The organism is Pseudactinotalea terrae, from assembly GCF_009733845.1.
GTDB lineage: Bacteria > Actinomycetota > Actinomycetes > Actinomycetales > Beutenbergiaceae > Pseudactinotalea > Pseudactinotalea terrae.
The window spans coordinates 191,528-212,946 of sequence record NZ_WNXZ01000005.1; the positions used below are offsets into that span (position 1 = coordinate 191,528).

A 21,419-nucleotide genomic window follows, 5' to 3' on the forward strand; every position below is an offset into this window, starting at 1 on the left:
AGCCCGTGGGCCGCGCGCCGATCGGCGCGCGGCCCACGAGGGAGGTAGATCAGCCGCGGGGCGTGCCCATGTCGCGGGTCGCGCGGCGCGGGCCACGACGCTGGCCGCCCTGGCCGCTGGAGCCGCTCGGAGCCGAGCTCGACGACGACCACACCGGAGCGCTGCCACCCTGCGCAGCCGAGCGGCTCGCCGGTGCGCCTGAGCGGCCACGCTGACCACCCGAACGGCCCCCCTGGCCGCCCTGGCCACCAGCAGCGACACCAGCCTGGCCACCGGAACGGCCACCGCGGCGGCGGTTGCGGCCGCCGCCGGAGCCACCATGAACGGTGTCGGCCGGCCGATCGGCCCGCTGTCCACCGGCACGGCGCGGCCCACGCGAGGCAGGTTCGCTGCGACCGGAGGGGGCCGCCTTCGGCGCCGGCGTCACCTTCGCGGCGAGCTCGCCGACAAGGCTGGTCAGGTGCTGCTGCGTGGGCTCCAGGGGCGTCGCCGTGATCTTCGCGGCGCGAGCGAGCGAGCGCATGTCGCCCCGCTGCTCGGGCAGCACGATCGTGACCACGTCACCGCCGGCACCCGCACGCGCGGTGCGGCCGGAACGGTGCAGGTACGCCTTGTGCTCGGCCGGCGGGTCCACGTGCACCACGAGCTCGACGTCGTCGACGTGGATACCGCGTGCCGCGATGTCCGTGGCCACCAGCACCTTGACGGCCCCGGTGCTGAACGCCTCGAGGTTCCGCTGCCGCGCGTTCTGCGACAGGTTGCCGTGCAGGTCCACCGCCGGGATGCCCGCAGTGGTGAGCTGCTGAGCCAGACGCTTCGCCTGGTGCTTGGTGCGGGTGAACAACAGTCGCCGCGCGGTGCCGGAGGCCAGGTGCTCGACGACGTCGCGCTTGTGGTCCTTGCCGCTCACGTTGAAAACGTGGTGCGTCATGGCCGCCACCGGCGAGGACGCGGGGTCCACCGAGTGCGTCACCGGGTCGGACAGGTATCGCTTGACGAGGATGTCGACGCCGTTGTCCAGGGTCGCGGAGAACAGCATGCGCTGACCGCCCCGCGGGGTCCGGTCGAGGATCCGCTTGACGCCGGGCAGGAAGCCGAGGTCGGCCATGTGGTCGGCCTCGTCGAGGACGGTGATCTCGATCTCGTCGAGGCGCAGCGCGCCCTGGCCGAGGAGGTCCTCCAGGCGCCCGGGGCACGCGATGACCACGTCCACGCCCGCAGCGAGCGCCTTGACCTGAGGGTTCTGCCCCACGCCGCCGAAGATCACCGTGTGCTTCAGGCCAGCAGCCGCAGCCAGGGGCGCCAGCGTCTCGGCGATCTGTGTCGCCAGCTCACGCGTAGGGGCCAGGATCAGCGCACGCGGGGTACGCGACTTGGCGCGACCGCCGTCGGCCAGTCGAGCGACAAGAGGGAGGGAGAACGCGAGCGTCTTGCCCGAGCCGGTACGGCCGCGACCCAGGACATCCCGGCCACGCAGGGTGTCGGGGAGGGTCGCCGTCTGGATGGGAAAGGGCTCCTCGATGCCACGCTTCGCGAGCGCGGTCACCAGGGATGCAGGCACGCCGAGCGCGCCGAACGTCATGCTGGACACAGGGATGTGTTGCCTTCTTCTTGGGGGGTTCACCGCAGTGCAGATGTCACTGGTGCGGCCAGGCGAGGACGCCGGCGCATTCGGAACCGCGATGCCGCGAGCAGTTCTGCTCGCTGTCCTCATCCTCTCACGACGCCGACCCTGATCCGGCCGACGTGAGCGAGGTCACTGCACTCGTGGGGATCCCGCCACGATCGGCCGATACCTGGACACGCCGCTCCCGCCTGCGGGCGGCGTGCCAGAGTGGGCGCTCATGACCATCCTCCTCACCGGTGACTCGATCACCGACGCCGGCCGTGACCGCTCCGACCTCGGCAGCTGGGGCACCGGCTACGCCGCCCTGATCGGCGAGGCGCTCGCCGGCGAGACCGTCATCAACACCGGGATCGGCGGCAACCGGGTCGTCGACCTGCAGGCTCGCTGGGACACGGACGTCCTCGCCCACTCCCCCGCGGTGCTGTCGATCATGATCGGCATCAACGACACGTGGCGCCGCTACGACAGCGACAACCCCACCTCGACCGAGGCCTACGAGTCCGGCTACCGCGACATCATCGCCCGCGCACAGCAGGCGGGTGTCAGCCGGATCATCCTCGTCGAGCCCTTCCTGCTCCCGGTCACCGACGAGCAGTGGGCGTGGCGCGAGGACCTCGACCCGAAGATCCAGGCGGTGCGCCGCCTCGCCGCCGAGCACGGCACCGGCTACCTCGCGACCGACGGCCCGCTCGCGCAGCGCGCCTCAGTCGTCGGTGCCGCCGCCCTCGCACACGACGGCGTCCACCCCACCCCCGACGGTCACCGATTCCTCGCCGACCTCTGGCTCGCGGAGTACCGCGCAGGCTGACCCGTGCGCGGCTCCTGCCCGCCGGTGCTCTCCCGCACGATCAGCTCGAAGTCGGCGACCACGTGCCGAGCGGGTCCGGCGGCGGCGCCGCCGTCGATCCGCTCCACGAGCATCTCGATCGCTGTGCGGGCGATGCCGGCCTTGTCGGGGGCGATGCTCGAGAGCGAGGGCGTCGAGAGTCGGGATGCCTCGATGTCGTCGATTCCGATGACCGCGACGTCGTCGGGCACCTTGACACCGCGTGTCGCGAGCGCTCGGATCGCGCCCAGCGCCACCCGGTCGTTGAAGGCGAAGATCGCGTCGAGATCGGGAGCCCGCTGCAGCAGCTCGCCGATCGCGCGAGCGACCACCTCGGGCGTGTGGTCGCCACCCGGGTGGGCCACCAGAGCAGCATCGACCGGCAAGCCGTGGTCTGTCAGGGCGCTCTCGTACCCGCTCATCCGGCGTCCGGGTTCCACGGTTGGCCAGCTCCCGCTCCGCTTGCGGGGCCGCGCACCGATCGCCGCGATCCGCTGCCGGCCCAGCCCGATCAGATGCTCGACCGCGGCGTAGGCGGCGGCACGGCTGTCGATCGCGATGCCATCGGCCGAGCTGAGGCCGCGCTCACCGAGAAGCACCAGCGGTGTCGGGTCCGTGCGGGCGTGGAGGTACTCGTCCGAGATCGACCAGGGCTGCAGGATGATGCCGTCGAGCAGCCGGCTGCGGAAACCCTCCGCCACGAGCGCCTCCCGGTCCAGATCGCCCTCGGTCGCGTCGACCAGCACGGTCAGGTCCCGCGCGACCGCCTCCTTCACGATCCGGTTCGCCATCTCCGCGAAGTACGGGTTGTCGAGGCTGGGCAGGGCCAGCGCGATGACACCGCTCCGGCCTCGGCGCAGGTTGCGCGCCGCGATGTTCGGCCGGTAGTCGAGCTCGACGAGCGCGCGCTCCACCCTCGACTTCGTCTCGTCGGTGAGGTACTGGTAGCCGTGCAGCACGTTGGAGACGGTCTTGATCGAGACGCCGGCCAGCCTCGCGACGTCCTTGATGGTGGCACCCACACTCGCCTCCTAGCGTGCCGAGGACCGGTCAGCGACCAGCCGCGAGGATCGTCTCACGCGGGATCACACCGCACCGCCGCGCCCAGGCCTCGTAGCTGGCCACGAGCTCGGCCACCACATCCGGCTGCTCGGCGCAGAGGTCGTGCAGCTCGGTCCGGTCGGTCGCCATGTCGTACAGCTCCCACGGCTGGCCGTGCTTGCGCACCAGCTTCCATCGTCCGCGTCGCACCGCCGAGTTGCCCTCGTGCTCCCAGTACAGGTACCGCCCGTCGGGCGCGCCCCACCCGCGCCATGTCGGCAGCATGCTGATCCCCTCCAAGGGCTGCGGCCGCCGCCCCGGGTACTCCGAGGGGAAGGCGACGCCGGTCGCCTCCAGCACGGTGGCCAGCACGTCGGGGAGCTGGTGCGGGTCGTGCCGCACCGCCCCGGCCTCCAGCCCGCCAGCAGGCCAGTGCACGATGAACGGCGTCGCGATGCCACCCTCGTGCACCCAGTGCTTGTACTCACGAAACGGCGTGTTCGACAGGTTCGCCCACCCGGTGCCGTAGCTCGCGTACGTCTCCTCGCCGCCCGGCATCGACTCCGGCACGTTCCCTCGGAACACTCGTCGACCGTCGCGTGTGGACCCCGGCAGGAACTCCGGCAGCCGCGGCAGCTCGTCGGTGTAGGCCGGCTGGAACCCCTCGGCGCAGCCCCCGTTGTCGGACAGGAACATCAGCAACGTGTCCTCGAGCTGCCCGGTCGCCTCCAGCGCGTCGAGGATCCGCCCCACGCCCGCGTCCATCCGCCGCAGCTGCGCCGCGTAGACCTCCATGCGCTGCGTCTCCCACTCGTGGTCCGGGGTGTCGTCCCACGCAGCCACGTCTGGATCACGCTCGCTCAGCCCCCATGCGGGATCCAGCACGCCCGAGGACACCAGCAGCTCCGCCCGCTGCCGCCGGAGCTCGTCCCAGCCCCCGTCGAACAGACCCTTCATCGCCGCGATGTCCTCCTCAGGCGCGTGCAGCGGCCAGTGCGGTGCCGTGTACGCGGTGTAGAGGAAGAACGGCCGGTCCTCGTCGTGCGCCTCGATGTAGCGGACCGCCTGCTCGCTGATCGCGTCCGTGTAGTAGAAGTCCGGCGCCGAGGTCTCCTCCTGAACCGACGTCTCGCCGCGTGTCAGCGTCTTCGGGTAGAAGTAGCTGCCGCCGCCGGCGATCGTGCCGAAGAACTGCTCGAACCCGCGCCGGGTCGGCCACGCGTCATGCGGCTCGTAGAACTGCCCGCACAGGTGCCACTTCCCGGACATGTAGGTCGCGTACCCCGCCGCCCCGAGCACCTCCGCCATGGTCAGGCACCGGTCGTTGAGCGTCCCGGGATACCCGTACGGCCGCTGGTCCTCCGTGAGGATCCCGATACCGGTCTGGTGCGGGTGCAGCCCGGTCAGCAGCGAGGCCCGCGAGGGCGAGCACCGCGCCGTGTTGTAGAACTGCGACATCCGCACCCCGCCGGCCGCGAGCCGGTCGAGGTTCGGCGTCGGGATCTCGCTCCCGTAGGGGCCGATGTCGGAGTACCCCATGTCGTCGACGAGGATGAGGACGATGTTGGTCGCCATGATCTGCTCTCCTAGCTCTCGGTCAGGGTCCGGGCAACACCGGGCCAGACATCGGCCACCTCGTTCGCCAGCAGCCGCCGCAGCTCCCCCCGCTCGGCCGCCCGCCCCGGCGCAGCAGCGAGGTTGACCTGCTCACCCGGGTCGGACTCGTGGTCGTACAGCTCGTCGATGTCGCGCGACCGGTACACGTACCGCACCCGATCGGTCCGGACCGACAGGTTCATCCCGTCACGCTCGGCGGCCCACGTCCGCGGGTCCACGTACTCGCCGTTGGCCTCGGACTCCATGTCGTACAGCACGGTCTCCGCGGTCACGTGCGTCCTCGTCGCCGGCGGCTCGTCCGAGGCGATCATGCGCGCGAAGGAGACGCCGTCGTCGTCCTCGTCCCACGGCACGCCGGCCAGCTCCGCGAGGGTCCTCGCGATGTCGACGACGGAGACCAGGTTGGTCGTCCGCGTCCCCTCCTGCTGGGCAGGGTGCCGGATGATCAGCGGCACGCGCAGCGCCTCCTCGTAGTGGAGCTGATGGCCCTTCTCCATCAGTCGATGCGAGCCCATCATGTCGCCGTGGTCGGTGGTGAAGACGATGATCGTGCGCTCCAGCTCTTCACCCAGGTGCTGGAGGATCGCACCCACCTGCGTGTCCACGAGCGCGCACAGCCCGAGGTAATGGGCGAGCATGTCCCGCCATCCGGCTTCGTCGAGGTCGGCGTACTTCGCGGCGTACGACGACGCCGCCACCTCTCGCGGCTTGGTCGCCGGGCCCGTGGCGAAGCTGTCGGGCAGCCGCACCTCGGCGCGGTCGATGAGCCGGTCGTAGGGCTGTGGCACCACCATCGGGAAGTGCGGCGCGTTGAAGGAGCAGACGGCGAACCACGGCCGATCCCCAGGCCGCTCGTCCAGGGCGCGCAGGAACTCGCGGGTCTGCCAGCTCTCCAGGAAGTGCTCCTCCTCGATCTCCGCGGTGGCCCGGTGCGGCGCTGAGCGGAGCGCCGCCACGTCCGTGGGCGTGAGGTTCTCGATGTGGCCCTCGACCAGCTCGTACCCCTGCCGGGCGGCGTACTCGCGGTACGCCTCGATGTATCGGCCGCGGTCTCGCCCGTTCAGCACGGCCGGGATCGCCGCTGTCGCCGCGAACCCGAGCTGGGCCGGGGTGGTGCCTGGCACGTGCCACTTGCCGCAGTACAGCGTGTGGTAACCGGCATCCCGGAACGCCACCCCCAGCCCGGACTCGCCGAGCCGGGAGTCGATCGGACGCCAGTTGCCGAGCACGTGGTGGTGCCGCGGCATTCGTCCCGTCCACAGGCTGGTGCGGGAGGGGCAGCACAGCGGGAAGGGCGTGTAGCACCGCTCGAACACCGTGGACCGCTCCGCGAGCTCGTCCAGCACCGGGGATCGCGCGGCCGGGTTGCCGGCGAACCCCACGCTGTCCCAGCGTTGCTCGTCGCTCATCAGCACCAGGACGTTGAGGCTGTCGTCCGGCGCCCCCGTCATCCGTACATGTCTGGCGTGAAGTCCTGCCGGGGCTGCCAGTCCGGGAAGGCCCACGAGTCCATGTCGACCTGGGCGCCGTTCGCGGTGGCCGCGGCGATCGCCTCCTCGCGTGCTGCCATGCTGCGGTCGCTCAGCGCCTGCAGAGCAGTGCGCACGTCGCCGAGCTCACCGGCGAACAGCCCCTGGATGGTCATCCCGAGGTCGGGCTCGATCGCCGGCATCTCGGTGTTGACCAGGTCGATGTCGGGGTTCTGCGCGACCGCCAGCGGCGCCAGGTAGACCTGCTCCTGGTACCAGCCGATCAGCTTGGCGTACGCGGGGTGCACGTCGGCCTGCGCCACGACGGCGAGGTCCAGCGGGGGCTGGTCCATGTTCTCGGCCAGGCCCTGGTAGTACGCCGGCGAGGTGAACCGACTGAGCAGCTCGCCGACGTCGGCCTGCCGCTGCGACGGTCCGGACAGGAAGAATGCGCCACCCTGCGGCCCGCGGTAGGCGACCACGTCCATGCCGGCCTCGGGCACGAGCATCGGGCCGACGTCCATCTGCTCGGCGAAGTCAGCGAGATCCTGCATCACCACACCGGCGCACCATGGTCCATCGAAGTAGTAACCCGCCTGGCCGGCCGCCCATCGGGCTCGCGCGTCGCGGTCGTTGTAGGGCTCGGTCCCCGGGACCAGCAGCCCGTCGTCGCGCAGCGACAGCCAGAACTCGATCGCGTTGACGTACGCATCGTCGTGGAACGCGAACTCCCCGGTCTTGAAGAGCACCCCGCCGCTGCCCTCGAACCCACCGGCCTGCGCCAGGAAGTTGATCTGCTCGGCCAGGCGCGGCGGCTGACCGAGCGCGAGCATCCACCCGAACACGTCGTCCCCACCCGCGTCCGAGACCGCCCTGGCGGCTGCTCGGAACTCGTCGTAGGTCGCCGGCGGAGCATCCGGATCGAGGCCTGCCTGCTCGGCGAGCGCTCGGTTGTACCAGGTCGCCGCCCAGTACTGGCGGAAGTTGAAGATCGGGAACGTGTACAGCTCGCCGCCGAACCTGTGGACGCCGTCGGCGAGCGCTTCGGGTGGCAGCGCGGCGAGCGCCTCGTCGTTCAGCGTGATCGGCTGGAACCAGTTCTCGGCGATCAGCGCAGGCACCGGGAGCTGGAGTCCGACGTTCGTCAGGACGTCCGGGAGCTGATCGCTCTGCTTGGCCAGGCGGAGCGCCTCACCCATCTCGCCGGTCTGCTGCGGCGTGAACTCGACGGCGATGCCGGTATCCGCCTCGAACGCCGCGAACATCTCCCCGTGCAGGTCCCGCAGCGGGTTGAAGTGATCCCACCAGGTGATCGGCCCGGTGCTCGCGCCCCCATCGTCGGCGCTGTCTGGCCCACCGCCACCCGAGGGTGCGGTGTCGCAGGCGGCGAGCGCACCGCCGACCGCGCCGGCGCCGGTCAGGAGGAGGAAACGGCGCCTCGTGACGCTCGTCGGTTGCTGGCTCATGAGTACATCTCCGGTGTGTAGTCCTGCCTGGGCTCCCAGTCGGGAAACGCCCAGTCGTCCATCGAGACCTCGACGCCTTCGGCCTGCACGGCCGCGACGTTCTCCTCGCGCTGCGCCATCACCTTGTCGGACAGCTCCTTCAGCGCGCCCTGCCAGTCCGGCACGTCACCACTGAAGGCACCCTGCACGATCATCCCGAGGTCGGGCTCGATCGCCGTGGCCATGGCGTTGACGGCGGAGATCCTCGGGTTCTTCGCCGACGGGCTCGGCGCCAGGTACACCTGGTCCTGGAACCAGCCGACCATCTCGGCCCACGCCGGGTGCACGTCGGCCTTCTCGATCACCGACACGTCGAGCGGCGGCTGCGCCATGCCGTTGGCGATGTCGATGTAGTACGGCTCCTCGGTCTGGTAGCCGATCAGCTGGCTGGCCGCCTCCACGTTCTGCGACGCGCCGGAGATCCAGTACATGCCGCCCTGCGGGGCGCGATAGGCGGCGAGCTCGGTTCCGGCGTCGGGCTTCACCATCTGCGCCACACCGAGCTTGGGGAGGAACTCCTCCGCGTTCGAGGTACCGAGGCTGCCGGGGCACCACGGACCGTCCATGTACAGACCCGCGCCGCCCGCCGCCCACCTGACCCGCGCCTCGGCGTCGGCGAGCTGTCCCGAGGCCGGGTACAGCAGGCCGTCCTGCTGCAGCGACAGCAGGAACTCGATGACGGTGAGGTAGGCCTCGTGGTGGAACTGCACCTCGCCGGTCTGGTACATGTCCCCGCCGAAGCCTGGGAAGCCCGCGGCCTGGGCCAGGAAGTTGACGTGCTCTGCCACACGTGGGCGCTGCCCGAGGTTGAAGATCACCCCGGAGGTCTCCTCCGGCGTGCTGTCCTGCACCGCCCTGGCCACGGCGCGGTACTCGTCGTAGGTCGTCGGAGGCTCGACGCCGGCGGCCTCGAGCATCTCGGTGTTGTACCAGGTGATCGCCCAGTACTGGCGGTCGGCGAAGACCGGGAAGCTGTACACCTTGCCGTCGAACGTGTGGATGCCCTCGATCAGGGAGGTCTCCGGCAACCGGCTCAGCGCCTCCTCCGGGAACGCCCCGGCCTGGAACCAGCCCTCGTCGATCAGCGCCGGCACCGGGAGCCGTAGCCCGACGTTGGTCAGCACGTCAGGGAGCTGGTCGCTCTGGTTGGCGATCTGCAGCGCCTCGCCCATCTCGTTGGTCTGGTGGTAGCTGTACTCGACGGGTGTGCCGGACTCCTCGGTGAACCTGGCGAAGATCCGCTCGTTCGCTGCTTGCAGGTTGGGGGTGTGGTCCCACCAGGTCAGCGGCCCACCGGCGCCACCACCGCCTCCGCCTCCACCACCGGACGATGCCGTGTCGCAGCCCCCGAGCAGTGCGGCTGCGCCGAGGGCACCAGCGCCCTGCAGCAGACCTCTACGGGTCATCCTCATGGTCGCGCCTCCTTCATGGTCTCCTTGGTCGCCCGGCGGTAGGCGTCGACCTCCTCGGCCGGTATGGCCCTCGCCGCTCGGGTGACGATTCGGCGGATCTCCTCGACGGGAAGCTTCGGCTCCCGTTCGGCGGTGAGCAGGCCGTTGCGCTCCTGCTGGGTGTCGGTGAGCTGCGTGTAGCAGAAGCCGCCCAGCCACGGGGAGTCGAGCAGCGCCGTCACCAGCTCCTCGAACCGGTCGCGCAGCTCGGCCGCGCCGCCCACCGTGCTGTAGCCCGCCCACGACCCGTCGAGCTCATGCACATACGCCAGCCCGCCGAACTCGGTGACCATCACCGGCCGGCCGGCACGCTCCTCGCGCTGCAGCATGACCTTGCGTCGCCCCGGCCCGGGGCCGTGCAGCGTCCGGTCGAGATCCTCGTCGGTGTGGTACCGGCGCCGGATGCTCTCCCCGCTCGGCGTGTAGTCGTGGATCGCCCAGATGTCGCTGACCGTGTGCTCCCAGCCGTCGTTGGAGATCACCGGCCGGGTCGGGTCGAGCGCCTTGGTGAGGTGGTACATCGCCGTCGCGAAGCTCTGCTGCTGGGTGGAGGTGGCGATGTTCGGCACGCCCCAGCTCTCGTTGAGCGGCACCCACGCCACCACACAGGGATGGCTCGAGTCCCGTAGCACCGCCTCGGACCACTCGGTCGCGGTGCGCGTGACCGCCGTCGGCGAGTACGCGAACGCAGCCGGGAACTCGCCCCAGGTGAGGAGCCCGAGCCGGTCGCACCAGTACAGGAACCGCGGGTCCTCGATCTTCTGATGCACCCGGGCTCCGTTGAACCCCAGCTCCTTGATCAGCTCGACCTCGCGGCGCAGCGCGTCCGGTCCGGGAGCGGCGAGGTGCGACGTGGGCCAGTAGCCCTGCTCGAGCACCATCCGCAGGTAGTAAGGCTTGCCGTTGAGCAGGAACAGGCCGTCGCGCCAGCCCACGCTGCGCACCCCGAGGTAGCTCTGCACCCGGTCCAGCTCGCCGGCCGGCGCTGCGAGCACGATCTCGGCATCGATGAGCGTGGGCGTCTCGGGCGACCACAGGATCGGCTGCCCGGTGCGCAGCTCGTCGAGGCTGATCGTCAGCCGCACGGTGTGCTCGCTGGCCCGGACGTTGTGCTCCGTCAGCAGCACCCCTTCGAGGCTGAGCCGCGCGTGTACCGTGAGGGCGGTGGTGACCGGGCGCGACAGCGTGAGATCGAGGTGCACCAGCCCGGCGTCGACGTCGGTGGTCCAACGCAGCTCGCGCACGTGTGTGGCCGCGACCCGCTCGAGCCACACCGGCTGCCAGATACCGGTCGTACGGTCGTAGAAGATGCCGCGCGGCCCCTCGGCGGTGACCTGCTTGCCGCGGGGCTGGTGCTGGTCGGTCGGCTGGTCCTCGGCCCTCACCACGATGGTCTGCTCGACGCGGTCCTTCGCCACGGCCGAGGTGACGTCGAGACTGAACGGCGTGTGGCCGCCGTCGTGACCCCCGACGTGCTGCCCGTTCACCCACACATCGGCGCGGTAGTCGACGGCGCCGAAGTGCAGCAGCACCCGCCCCTCGCCCTCCGGGAGGGACACCTCTCGCGCGTACCAGGCGACCGGGTGGTAGGAGGTGTCGCCGACGCCGGAGAGGCTGGACTCGGGCGGGTAGGGCACCTGGATCTCGCCGTCGAGGTTGCCGGTCTCGAACCACCGCTCGTCGGCGCCGCGATCCTCGTCGTCGAACGCGAACCGCCACGTGCCGCAGAGGTCCTGCCACTCCTCCCGGCGCAGCTGGGGCCGGGGGTGGATGGTCGGTTCACTCACCAGAACGCCTCTCGTCGTGCGCCGCGATCCTCGGTCGCCACCAGGACGTCGAGGAGCAGCTCCTGCATCGCCACCCGGGTCTGTGCGTGGGCCGGGTCCTCCCACAGGTTGGTCAGCTCGTCCGGGTCCCGAGCGAGGTCGTACAGCTCCCCGGTCCGCGCCCGGTCGGTGGTCGGCGCCCCGTGGTGGACGACGACCTTCCAGTCCTCGTGGCGCAGCATCGTCGTGTGCACCGGCGGGTCGTACGGATGCCCGCTGTCGCGGTACTCCGAGAGGGCCCAGTCCCGGGTCCACGTCCCGTCACCGGTCACCAGCCCCAGCAGGCTCGTGCCCTGGTGGGCATCTGCGGCGGGCAGGCCGGCCACCTCGAGCAGGGTCGGGGCGAGGTCGACCCATTGCACCAGCTCTGACCGACGCTGGCCTGCGGCGATGTGGCCGGGCCAGCGCACCAGCAGCGGCACCCGGACCGCGACGTCGTACATCATCGGGCCCTTGAGCATCAGCTGGTGGTCGCCGAGCATCTCGCCGTGGTCGGAGGTGAAGATCACCACCGTGCTCTCCGCGAGCCCCTCCTCCTCCAGAGCCGTGAGGATCCGCCCGACCTCGTCGTCGACGAGGCTGACCATCGCGTAGTACGTGGCCTTGACCTCCTGCAGCTGCTCTGGCGTGTACTCCGCGAACCCCTTGGCATGACCGGCGTAGGACCTGGCCGACGCCTCTGCGAAGATCGGCGGCTTCGTCGCGAGCTCGTCCGGTGTCGTGGCCGGGCGGCTGAGGGAGTCCGGGCGGTACCGGTCGAGATACTCATTCGGTGCCCCGAAGCCGTGGTGCGGGTCGAAGAAGTTCGCGATGAAGCAGAAGGGCTTGTCCTTCTCCCGGTCGTGGCGCAGGAAGTCGATCGTCTCCTGCCCGATCCACCGGCTGTAGTGGGCCTCGGTCGGCATCGAGTCGAAGGTGACGTCGGAGCTCGGATCGAGCGCTGCGGCGTAGAGCTCCGGACGACTCGCCCTCAGCCACCGGTGGTACGCGTTCTCGGACGAGCCGCGATAGGGGTCATGAGCCCAGCGGAACACCCTGAAGCCGTCGTCGAGGCGGGCCTCGGTGCGGCCACCGAAGCAGGCACCAAGGTGCAGCTTGCCGACCAGCCCGCAGTCGTACCCGGACTCGGCGAGCGCCTTCGTGAACAGCCGCTCGTGCGGCGGCAGCGCGACGCCGTTGCTCCACAGCCCGTGCGAGTGCACGTACCGGCCGGTCATCAGGCTGGCCCGCGAGGGCGAGCACACCGGGTTCTGCACATAGCAGCTCTCGAAGAGCGCCCCCTGCGACGCCAGCCGGTCGAGGTTCGGCGTGGAGATCTCCGGGTTGCCTGCGGCTGCGAGCGCGCTGAAGCGTTGCTGGTCGGTGCACAGCAGCAGGATGTTTGGCCGCGTCATTGCTTGATCGCCCCCGCGAAGCCCTTGACGAACTGGCCCTGCAGCACGATGAACAGGATCACGAGCGGGATCAGCGAGATCGTGGCCGCAGCCGCCATCCCGCCCCAGTCGGTGGAGTTCTCGCCCACGAAGGCCTTCATGCCCACGCTGAGCGTGCGCAGGTCCGGCCGCGACAGCGAGAACACCAGAGGGATGAAGAAGTTGTTCCAGGTTCCGAGGAACGTCATGAGGGTCGCCGTCGCCGTGATGGGCCCGGACAGCGGGAGCATGATCCGGAAGAAGACCCCGAAGAATCCTGCGCCGTCGAGCACGGCGGACTCCTCGAGCTCACGAGGGATGCCGCGGAAGTAGCCCGCGTAGAGCAGGATCAGGGCGACGTGCCCACCACCGGACAGCGCGAGGACCATCCCGGAGAGGGAGTTCAGCAGCCCGAGGTTCTGGGAGATCTCGACGACGGGGATGATCGTGTAGCCGGTCGGCACGAAGAAGGTGGCGACCAGCACGGCCACGACGACCTTCTTGCCGAGGAACTGGTAGCGGCCGATCACGTAGCCCGACATCGCGCACCGGACCACCACCAGCACCACGCTCGCGACCGTGACGATGATCGTGTTCCACGTGTAGGTGGAGAAGCTGGCCTCGTTCCAGGCGCGGGCGTAGTTCTCCCACTCCCACGACTCCGGCAGCAGCGAGAGCCCGGAGCCGAAGATCTCGAGCTGGCCCTTCAGCGATGCCGAGATCATCCACAGGAACGGGTAGACCCACAGGAACGCGCCACCGATCAGGATGAGGGTGAGCAGCCACCACGGCAGCCGGCGCAGGAGCCGGCCGGGACGCCAGGCGCTCCGGGTGGACGTCGCTGTCGCAGCCATCAGATCGCCCTCGCCTTCTGCACGGAGCGGACCCCGAAGATCTGGAACAGCCCGACGACGCAGACGAACAGCCCGAAGATCACGGCGGCCGCGGAGGCGTGCCCCAGCTGGGGCACCGTGGCCGCGAACGCCCACCGGTAGATGTAGATCTCCACGACCTCGGTGGCGTAGAACGGCCCACCGTTCGTCATCGTGAGCATCAGGTCGAAGACCTTGAGCGCCGACTCGAACGAGAGCAACGTGATGATGATGAGGAACGGCTTCAGCAGCGGCAGCGTGATCGACTTCATCAGCTGCCAGGCGCCGGCGCCGTCGATGCGAGCGGCTTCGTAGACCTCGTCGGGGATCGTCTGCAGCGCGGCGAGCCAGTAGATCATCGTGATGCCGAACCACTTCCACACGTACACGCCGGCTGCGGTCCAGAGCGCGTAGGAGGAGTCGCCGAGGAAGTTGATGCCGGCGTCGATGATCCCCAGCCTGCGCAGCGCGAGGTTGACCGGCCCGGACGCCGGATCGAAGACGAACTGCATGACGATGCCTACGATCGCCGCCGTCGTCACCACCGGGAGGAAGTACGCGGTCCGGAAGAAGGTTCGGAACGGCAGGTTCGCGGAGTTGAGCGCCAAGGCCAGCAGCAACGTCAGGATGACCTTCGGCGGCACCACCGCGAGCATGAAGATCACAGTGATCCGGAAGGAGTTCCAGAAGAGCGGGTCCGCGAGCACCGCCTGGAAGTTCTCCAGGCCGACGAAGGTCTTCTCGGCCGTGAATCCGTTCCACTCGAGGAACGCCAGCCAGTAGCTCGCGACGATCGGGTAGACGGTGTAGAGCCCGTAGAGCACCACGGTGGGAAGCAGCATCAACCAGATCCAGAGCTGCTGCCGAGGTCGTCGAGCCTTGCGGCCAGGTGGCGGAGCCTCGGACCTGAGCACGTCCGGATTGCTCTCCATCACGGTGGTCACCGGGCACCTCCTTCGACGTTCGTTGTCTGGGGGTCGTAGTACGACGTTGTACGGCTCGCGGTAGTATTACGTTGTACGACGGCTTCTCACAAGCCCCTGTGCCACATCTGTCAAACACCGGCCCGACTCCGACGATCGCGACCGCCGCCACCGACACTTCCTGTCACTCTTGACAGCGCGACGGCCGCTAGTTGACACTTCCTGTCATGGCATCGACGCCGTCGCTGCGATCCACCGGGATCCTGACCGACCTCCGCCGGCTCCTCCCCGAGCTCCCGGCGTCGGTGCGCAAGGTCGCCGAGGTGGTGCTCGCCGACCCGCAGGGAGCCGTCGCCGGCACGCTGCACGATCTGGCCGACGCCGGCGGCTCGTCACCCTCCGCGGTGTCACGGCTGTGCCGACGGCTCGGCATCGACGGCTACCCGGCGCTCCGGGTCGCGGTGGCGGCCGATGCCGCCAGCGCCGGGAGCTCACCGTGGGAGCTCGATATCTCACGCACCATCTCGCCGACCGACCCCCTCGACAAGGTCGCCCGCACCCTCGCGACAGTCCAGACCCTGGCCGTCCGCGACACCCTGTCCGGGCTCGATCTCGACGCCGTGCGCCAGGTCGCCGAAGCGATCGCGACCGCGGGGCGGGTCCAGCTCTACGCCGTCAGTGGCTCCGCGGTGATGACGAGCGAGCTGGAGCTACGGCTCAGCCGGATCGGCGTGCCCACATGGTCGTTCACCGACGTGCACGACGGCCTCGTCGGCGCGTGCCTGCTCGGCGAGTCCGACGTCGCCATCGCGGTCTCCTACACCGGTGAGACGACCGAGACGGTCGAGATGCTCCGCGCGGCCCGGCAGGCCGGTGCGGTGACCGCGGCCATCACCGGCTCACCGCGCTCCCCCCTGGCCGAGGTCGCGGCCCACACGCTGATCACCGTCTCGGACGCGACGACGTTCGGCCAGGGACCCCTGGCGGGTCGGTTCGCCGAGCTGGCCGTGGTCGAGATGCTCTACCTCGCCGTCAGCCAGCTGACCTATGACCGCGCGAGCGCGCTCCTCACGCTGACCGCTGGCGCGGTCAAAGCACACCAGATGTCACACGACCGGCGACCACGCCGCTGACCGAAGGGTTCGACGATGACCTCGCACAGCCTCACCCGCAAGGGCTTCCTCCGCATGGGAGGCGCCCTCGGCGGGGCACTCGCCGCCGCAGGATCTCTCGGTGCAGCACCAGCGTTCGCGCGCGGACCCGTGGCCGCAGCGGTCGGTACCGGCGGCCCGCTGCTGGCCGGCGACGAGTTCCCGATCGGCGTGTTCTGGCCACCGCCGCCGCTGCAGACCACCGTGGAGCGTTGGCAGGAGATGAAGGATGCGGGCTTCACCTACGTGCACACCAACAACTACCTGTACGCCGACCACTACATCCAGCGGCACGCCCTCGGTATCGCCGACGAGGTCGGCCTCAAGGTGCTGGTCGACGACGGCGACCTGCGCTGGCTCACCCACCAGTTCCGCATCTCCGACGACGGCGGCACCTTTACTCTCACCCGCGCCGAGGCCGAGGCCAAGCTGCGCGAGATCATCGGCCGCTACTCACCCACCCGCTACTGGCGTCTCCGGGATGGTCGACTGCTGGTGGACGGTGGCACCGGCAACGGCTCGATCGGCTGGGCCACCGCCGGGACCGGGTGGACCGACTACACCTTCAGCTTCTCCAGCACCCCGCTGCCCACCGGCGCCGGCGGCTACGCCCAGTCCGGGTGGGCGTTCCGGATCCAGGACGAGGCCAACGCCTACGTCTGGCTGATCAGCAACATCGGCACGGCGGGCAAGCTGACCAAGGCCATCTTCGTCAACGGTGCACCCTCGGTGTCGGAGGTCATCCTTCCCTTCGCGATCGAACCGGGCGTCGCCTACGACGTCGAGACCAGCGTCGTGGGCTCGACGATCACGACCAGCGTCAACGGCCAGGTCGTCGACACCACCACGGACACGACGTTCACCTCGGGCAGCGTCGGGTTCCGCGAGGCGGGATCCGAGTCCGCCACGTTCGACGACGTGATCGTCACCGCAGCCGACGGCAGCACCCTGCTCACCGAGGACTTCTCGGGCGACCTCAGCGCCTGGCGGCAACCGGGCGCGGACAGCGGCTTCGAGAGCTTCGTGGGCCTGCATGTCTATGACGAGCCCTCGGTCGGTCAGCTGCCGGACCTCGCGACGGTGCTCGACCTCATCCGTGAGATCGACCCCGACTGCCTGCCCTACGTCAACCACCTGCCCGGGTTCGACTACCAGGCCGCCGTCGACCATCTCGATCCCGAGCTGCTCTCGTTCGACCGCTATCCGATCCTCGCGCAGGGCGAGGACGGCGGCTACTTCCGGAACTGGGCGAACGTCCGCGAGGCCGCGCTGCCGGAGGGCATCCCGACCTGGGCCTACGTGCAGTCCGTGGGCTACACGAACCACGCGATCCCCACGCTGGCGGACCTCTACTGGCAGGTGAACATCAGCCTGGCCTACGGCTGCAAGGGGATCCAGTACTTCACGTACTGGACTCCCGACCCGGCCCGCGGGGAGAACTTCACGGGCGGCATCCTGACCGTCGAGGGTGAGCGCACCCCGCTGTACGACCACACCACCGAGGTCAACACGAGCTACCTCGCCCACATCGGCCAGGAGCTGCTGCCGTTGACGTCGACGGCCGTGCAGGCCGCAAGCATCGACCCTGTCCCCGACGGCCTGACCCCCTTCGAGCCGGACGACGACCTGCTCGCGATCGAGGGCGACGCCGTCGCGCTCGGCCGGTTCAGCGGGCCGGGCGCCGACCGTTACGCGCTCGTCGCGAACCTCTCGCGCCACGAACCCGCGGACGTCACGCTGCGCGCCAACGACGAGGTGATCGAGAAGGTCGCTGCCTTCGAGCCCGCGAGCCAGCGCTGGCGCAACAAGGGCCAGCGATCGATGCACCGGCTGGAGGCCGGCCGCGCGGTGCTGGTCCGGTTCACTCCCCGCTGACTCCGGGGCCGGTCACGGTCGGCCACCTGGCCGCGCACGAGCCGAGGGCCGCCGTCGATCTCTCGACGACGGCCCCCGGCCTCGTTCAGCTGCGGGCCGTCAGGCGCCCTGGGCCTTCTCCGCGCCGGGCGAGCCCGGCAGCTCCGTGGTGTCGGTGTGGATCGCGCCCACCGCCACCGGCTCGTCCGCGGTGTCGACGACAGGCGCGTCCTCCGTGAGCTCGGACCACGGCACCCCGCTGAAGGTGAACTCGCCGAGCAGACCCTCGCCCTTGGCGTCGACGATCACCTTCTGACCGGCCTTCAGCTCGCCGTACAGGATCTTCTCCGACAGCTGGTCCTCGATCTCGCGCTGGATCGCGCGACGCAGGGGCCGTGCACCCAGCACCGGGTCGAACCCGCGGTCCGCGAGCAGCTCCTTGGCCGCCTCGGTGAGCTCGATGCCCATGTCCTTGTCCGCGAGCCGCGTGGCCAGCTTGGCGATCATCAGGTCGACGATCGCGTAGATCTGCTCCTTGCTCAGCTGCGGGAACACGATGACGTCGTCGACGCGGTTGAGGAACTCAGGGCGGAAGTGCTGCTTGAGCTCATCGTTGACCTTGATCTTCATCCGGTCATAACTGGTCGACAGGTCGCCGCCGGCCTGGAAGCCGGTGAGCAGACCCTTGCTGATGTCGCGGGTACCGAGGTTCGTCGTCATGATGATGACGGTGTTCTTGAAGTCCACGACCCGGCCCTGCGAGTCGGTGAGCTTCCCCTCTTCCAGGATCTGCAGCAAGGAGTTGAAGATGTCGGCGTGCGCCTTCTCCACCTCGTCGAACAGCACCACGGAGAACGGCCGGCGACGCACCTTCTCGGTGAGCTGGCCACCCTCTTCGTAACCGACGTATCCGGGCGGTGATCCGAACAGCCGGGACACGGTGTGCTTCTCGGCGTACTCGCTCATGTCCAGCTGGATGAGGGAGTCCTCGTCACCGAACAGGAACTCGGCCAGCGTGCGGGCGAGCTCGGTCTTCCCGACGCCGGTGGGGCCGGCGAAGATGAAGGAACCACCCGGTCGGCGCGGGTCCTTCAGACCCGCACGCGTGCGCCGGATCGCCTGGGAGAGAGCCTTGATGGCCTCCTCCTGGCCGATGACGCGCTTGTGCAGCTCATCCTCCATGCGGAGCAGTCGGCTGGACTCCTCCTCGGTGAGCTTGAAGACCGGGATGCCTGTCGAGGCGGCCAGCACCTCGGCGATCAGCTCCTCGTCCACCTCGGCGACGTTGTCCATGTCGCCGTTGCGCCACGCCTTCTCCTTGTCGGCGCGCTCGCCCACCAGGCGCTTCTCCTCGTCACGCAGGCGTGCTGCGCGCTCGAAGTCCTGGTCGTCGATCGCCGACTCCTTGCTGCGCTTGGCCTCGGCGATCTTGTCGTCGAGCTCGCGCAGCTCCGGCGGAGCGGTCATGCGACGGATGCGCAGCCGCGCACCGGCCTCATCGATCAGGTCGATCGCCTTGTCCGGCAGGAACCGGTCGTTCACGTAGCGATCGGCGAGGTTGGCAGCCGCCACGATCGCGGGGTCGGTGATCGTGACACGGTGGTGCGCCTCGTACCGGTCGCGCAGCCCCTTGAGGATCTCGATCGTGTGGGTGAGCGTGGGCTCGGCCACCTGGATCGGCTGGAAGCGACGCTCGAGCGCGGCGTCCTTCTCGATGTACTTGCGGTACTCGTCGAGGGTCGTCGCACCGATGGTCTGCAGCTCGCCGCGCGCCAGCTTCGGCTTGAGGATGCTCGCCGCGTCGATCGCTCCCTCGGCAGCACCCGCACCGACGAGCGTGTGGATCTCGTCGATGAACAGGATGATGTCGCCGCGCGTCGAGATCTCCTTGAGCACCTTCTTGAGGCGCTCCTCGAAGTCACCGCGGTAGCGGGAACCGGCCACCAGCGCACCGAGGTCGAGCGTGTAGAGCTGCTTGTCCTTCAGCGTCTCCGGCACCTCCCCGCGGGCGATGTCCTGCGCGAGGCCCTCGACGACGGCGGTCTTGCCGACGCCCGGCTCACCGATCAGCACCGGGTTGTTCTTGGTGCGGCGGCTCAGCACCTGCATCACGCGCTCGATCTCCTTGCTGCGCATGATGACCGGGTCGAGCTTGCCGTCGCGGGCAGCCTGCGTGAGGTTGCGCCCGAACTGGTCGAGCACGGCCGAGCCGGAGGGGGTCCCCTCCTGCGGGCCGCCGGCGGAGACGCTCTCCTTGCCGCCCTGGTGACCGGAGATCAGCTGGATCACCTGCTGGCGCACCCTGCCGAGATCCGCACCGAGCTTGGTGAGCACCTGGGCGGCGACACCTTCGCCCTCGCGGATCAGCCCGAGCAGGATGTGCTCGGTGCCGATGTAGTTGTGGCCGAGCTGCAGCGCCTCGCGCAGCGACAGCTCCAGCACCTTCTTGGCGCGCGGCGTGAACGGGATGTGCCCGACCGGCGCCTGCTGCCCCTCACCGATGATGTCCTGGACCTGCTGACGCACGGCGTCGAGCGAGATCGACAGGGACTCCATCGTCTTGGCGGCGATGCCCTCGCCCTCGTGGATCAGGCCGAGCAGGATGTGCTCGGTACCGATGTAGTTGTGGTTGAGCATGCGCGCTTCTTCTTGCGCGAGCACGACAACGCGCCGAGCACGGTCCGTGAACCTCTCGAACATGACACTTCTCCCAACGGGCGGTTGCGGCTTTCGACAAGGCTAACCACCGCTACCCCCTCGATCTGCCCCTGTTCGCCGCAGGCAGAGAGCGTGTTGCAGCTACAGCTGGGCCTCGAACGCCGCCAGCGCATCCGGCGAGAAGAGGACGAACCGCACCAGCTCGACCGACCCCGCCCCACCGTCGTCGGACAGGCCACGGACCGCGCCGACGGCGGTGCTCGCCACCTCCTCGACGTCCCATCCGTAGACCCCGGCCGAGATGGCCGGGAACGCGGCCGAGCTCGCGCCCAGAGCGGCTGCGACGCGCATGCTCTCGGTGAAGCACGAGGCGAGCAGGGCCGGATCGGTCTGGCCGCGGTGCCGATCGGGGCCGACCGTGTGGATCACCCAGCGCGCGGCGAGGTCCCCGGCGCCGGTGGCCACGGCCCGGCCGGTCGGCAGCCCGTCTGGGTACTCCTCCTGCCGGACCCGCCGGCACTCGGCGAGCAGGGCCGGCCCGGCTGCGCGATGGATCGCACCGTCGACCCCGCCGCCACCCAGGAGCGAGGAGTTCGCGGCGTTGACGATCGCGTCCACCTGCTCGGCCGTGATGTCGCCCTGCACCGCCTCGATGCGCACGGTCATCGCTGCACCCCCGCACGGTGCCGCTCAGCGCGGGCCACGTACCCCGGCGCGCTGCGCCCGATCGCCTCCCGCTCCTGCTCCGTGGTCTCGCGGCGCACCTTGCCGGGGACCCCGAGCACGAGCGAGTTCGGCGGGATCTCGACACCCTCCGACACCAGCGCCCCTGCCCCGATGACCGAGCCGGATCCCACGACCGAACCGTTGAGCAGGGTCGCGCCCATCCCGATGAGGACGCCGTCGTGCACGTGCGCGCCGTGCACGATCGCGCCGTGCCCGATCGTCACGTTGGCACCCACCCGCACCGGGTGGCCGGGGTCGGTGTGCACCACGCAGTTGTCCTGCACGTTCGACCCGGCGCCGATCACGATCTCGTCCTCGTCGCCGCGGAGCACCGCGCCGTACCAGATGTTGGCACCCGCCTCGAGGCGCACCTGCCCGATCACGGAGGCGGTCGGTGCCACGAATGCGTCGTCGGCGATCTGGGGTCCGTCACGGTCGGGAAGCTCGATGATCATGCTCTG

The 21,419-nt window shown here is 69.7% G+C and carries 16 protein-coding genes; 3 read left to right on the forward strand and 13 right to left on the reverse strand.

The window, feature by feature from the left end; genetic code table 11:
- Window positions 1–49: 49 nt before the first annotated feature.
- Entirely contained in the window at window positions 50–1,582 is a 1,533-nt protein-coding gene (locus GPA03_RS16265; RefSeq protein ID WP_194239537.1) for a DEAD/DEAH box helicase, read from the reverse strand.
- Between the two features lie 262 nt (window positions 1,583–1,844).
- Between GPA03_RS16265 and GPA03_RS16270 the strand changes: the two genes are divergently transcribed.
- The gene (locus tag GPA03_RS16270) at window positions 1,845–2,435 is read left to right on the forward strand and encodes an SGNH/GDSL hydrolase family protein (protein ID WP_156253085.1); all 591 of its coding nucleotides are present in this window, start codon (window positions 1,845–1,847) and stop codon (window positions 2,433–2,435) included.
- Here GPA03_RS16270 and GPA03_RS16275 read toward each other — a convergent pair.
- The 9 genes from GPA03_RS16275 to GPA03_RS16315 are packed head-to-tail and all read right to left on the reverse strand — an operon-like array spanning window position 2,387 to window position 14,590.
- The gene (locus tag GPA03_RS16275) at window positions 2,387–3,475 is read right to left on the reverse strand and encodes a LacI family DNA-binding transcriptional regulator (protein WP_156253086.1); all 1,089 of its coding nucleotides are present in this window, start codon (window positions 3,473–3,475) and stop codon (window positions 2,387–2,389) included. The genes GPA03_RS16270 and GPA03_RS16275 overlap by 49 nt on opposite strands.
- A gap of 28 nt (window positions 3,476–3,503) precedes the next feature.
- Entirely contained in the window at window positions 3,504–5,069 is a 1,566-nt protein-coding gene (locus GPA03_RS16280) for an arylsulfatase (RefSeq protein WP_156253087.1), read from the reverse strand.
- Window positions 5,070–5,080: 11 nt separating this feature from the next.
- Window positions 5,081–6,562 carry a sulfatase-like hydrolase/transferase gene (locus GPA03_RS16285; RefSeq protein ID WP_156253088.1) on the reverse strand — a complete coding sequence of 494 codons (1,482 nt, stop codon included), beginning with the start codon at window positions 6,560–6,562 and terminating at the stop codon, window positions 5,081–5,083.
- Window positions 6,559–8,046, reverse strand: a complete 1,488-nt coding sequence (locus tag GPA03_RS16290; RefSeq protein ID WP_156253089.1) for an ABC transporter substrate-binding protein — start codon at window positions 8,044–8,046, stop codon at window positions 6,559–6,561. The genes GPA03_RS16285 and GPA03_RS16290 overlap by 4 nt, the downstream gene beginning before the upstream one ends.
- Window positions 8,043–9,497, reverse strand: coding sequence for an ABC transporter substrate-binding protein (locus GPA03_RS16295; RefSeq protein ID WP_156253090.1), 1,455 nt, complete (start codon window positions 9,495–9,497; stop codon window positions 8,043–8,045). The genes GPA03_RS16290 and GPA03_RS16295 overlap by 4 nt, the downstream gene beginning before the upstream one ends.
- Window positions 9,494–11,323, reverse strand: a complete 1,830-nt coding sequence (locus GPA03_RS16300) for a glycoside hydrolase family 2 protein (protein WP_170296900.1) — start codon at window positions 11,321–11,323, stop codon at window positions 9,494–9,496. Before GPA03_RS16300 ends, GPA03_RS16295 begins: the two co-directional genes overlap by 4 nt.
- Entirely contained in the window at window positions 11,320–12,756 is a 1,437-nt protein-coding gene (locus GPA03_RS16305) for a sulfatase-like hydrolase/transferase (RefSeq protein ID WP_156253091.1), read from the reverse strand. Before GPA03_RS16305 ends, GPA03_RS16300 begins: the two co-directional genes overlap by 4 nt.
- Window positions 12,753–13,628: a carbohydrate ABC transporter permease gene (locus GPA03_RS16310; protein WP_156253092.1), complete on the reverse strand. Its 876-nt coding sequence runs from the start codon at window positions 13,626–13,628 to the stop codon at window positions 12,753–12,755. The genes GPA03_RS16305 and GPA03_RS16310 overlap by 4 nt, the downstream gene beginning before the upstream one ends.
- On the reverse strand, window positions 13,628–14,590 hold the full coding sequence (locus GPA03_RS16315; RefSeq protein ID WP_241681344.1) for a carbohydrate ABC transporter permease: 963 nt from the start codon (window positions 14,588–14,590) through the stop codon (window positions 13,628–13,630). Before GPA03_RS16315 ends, GPA03_RS16310 begins: the two co-directional genes overlap by 1 nt.
- A 206-nt stretch (window positions 14,591–14,796) precedes the next feature.
- Here GPA03_RS16315 and GPA03_RS16320 point away from each other — a divergent pair, with 206 nt between their 5' ends.
- A complete protein-coding gene (locus tag GPA03_RS16320; RefSeq protein ID WP_156253093.1) occupies window positions 14,797–15,702 on the forward strand; it encodes a MurR/RpiR family transcriptional regulator in 906 nt (301 codons plus the stop codon).
- Between the two features lie 15 nt (window positions 15,703–15,717).
- Window positions 15,718–17,595: a hypothetical protein gene (locus tag GPA03_RS16325; RefSeq protein ID WP_156253094.1), complete on the forward strand. Its 1,878-nt coding sequence runs from the start codon at window positions 15,718–15,720 to the stop codon at window positions 17,593–17,595.
- Window positions 17,596–17,694: 99 nt separating this feature from the next.
- On the opposite strand, the gene GPA03_RS16330 is transcribed toward GPA03_RS16325, so the two are convergent.
- From GPA03_RS16330 to GPA03_RS16340, 3 genes are all read right to left on the reverse strand, one after another.
- Complete coding sequence (locus GPA03_RS16330) at window positions 17,695–20,274, reverse strand: ATP-dependent Clp protease ATP-binding subunit (protein ID WP_156253095.1); 2,580 nt, start codon at window positions 20,272–20,274, stop codon at window positions 17,695–17,697.
- Window positions 20,275–20,373: 99 nt separating this feature from the next.
- Window positions 20,374–20,898 carry an O-acetyl-ADP-ribose deacetylase gene (locus GPA03_RS16335; RefSeq protein ID WP_156253096.1) on the reverse strand — a complete coding sequence of 175 codons (525 nt, stop codon included), beginning with the start codon at window positions 20,896–20,898 and terminating at the stop codon, window positions 20,374–20,376.
- Window positions 20,895–21,413 (reverse strand): gamma carbonic anhydrase family protein, encoded by a 519-nt coding sequence (locus tag GPA03_RS16340; RefSeq protein ID WP_156253097.1) that lies wholly within the window; start codon window positions 21,411–21,413, stop codon window positions 20,895–20,897. Before GPA03_RS16340 ends, GPA03_RS16335 begins: the two co-directional genes overlap by 4 nt.
- Window positions 21,414–21,419: the final 6 nt, after the last annotated feature.

What these genes read in the sequence shown, in the direction of transcription:
- GPA03_RS16325 (WP_156253094.1), top strand. Translation starts at nt 15,718, where the DNA reads ATGACCTCGCACAGCCTCACCCGCAAGGGCTTCCTCCGCATGGGAGGC.
- GPA03_RS16340 (WP_156253097.1), bottom strand. Translation starts at nt 21,413, where the DNA reads ATGATCATCGAGCTTCCCGACCGTGACGGACCCCAGATCGCCGACGAC.
- GPA03_RS16305 (WP_156253091.1), bottom strand. Translation starts at nt 12,756, where the DNA reads ATGACGCGGCCAAACATCCTGCTGCTGTGCACCGACCAGCAACGCTTC.
- GPA03_RS16285 (WP_156253088.1), bottom strand. Translation starts at nt 6,562, where the DNA reads ATGACGGGGGCGCCGGACGACAGCCTCAACGTCCTGGTGCTGATGAGC.
- GPA03_RS16270 (WP_156253085.1), top strand. Translation starts at nt 1,845, where the DNA reads ATGACCATCCTCCTCACCGGTGACTCGATCACCGACGCCGGCCGTGAC.
- GPA03_RS16290 (WP_156253089.1), bottom strand. Translation starts at nt 8,046, where the DNA reads ATGAGCCAGCAACCGACGAGCGTCACGAGGCGCCGTTTCCTCCTCCTG.
- GPA03_RS16310 (WP_156253092.1), bottom strand. Translation starts at nt 13,628, where the DNA reads ATGGCTGCGACAGCGACGTCCACCCGGAGCGCCTGGCGTCCCGGCCGG.
- GPA03_RS16280 (WP_156253087.1), bottom strand. Translation starts at nt 5,069, where the DNA reads ATGGCGACCAACATCGTCCTCATCCTCGTCGACGACATGGGGTACTCC.
- GPA03_RS16295 (WP_156253090.1), bottom strand. Translation starts at nt 9,497, where the DNA reads ATGAGGATGACCCGTAGAGGTCTGCTGCAGGGCGCTGGTGCCCTCGGC.
- GPA03_RS16265 (WP_194239537.1), bottom strand. Translation starts at nt 1,582, where the DNA reads ATGACGTTCGGCGCGCTCGGCGTGCCTGCATCCCTGGTGACCGCGCTC.
- GPA03_RS16335 (WP_156253096.1), bottom strand. Translation starts at nt 20,898, where the DNA reads ATGACCGTGCGCATCGAGGCGGTGCAGGGCGACATCACGGCCGAGCAG.
- GPA03_RS16320 (WP_156253093.1), top strand. Translation starts at nt 14,797, where the DNA reads ATGGCATCGACGCCGTCGCTGCGATCCACCGGGATCCTGACCGACCTC.
- GPA03_RS16330 (WP_156253095.1), bottom strand. Translation starts at nt 20,274, where the DNA reads ATGTTCGAGAGGTTCACGGACCGTGCTCGGCGCGTTGTCGTGCTCGCG.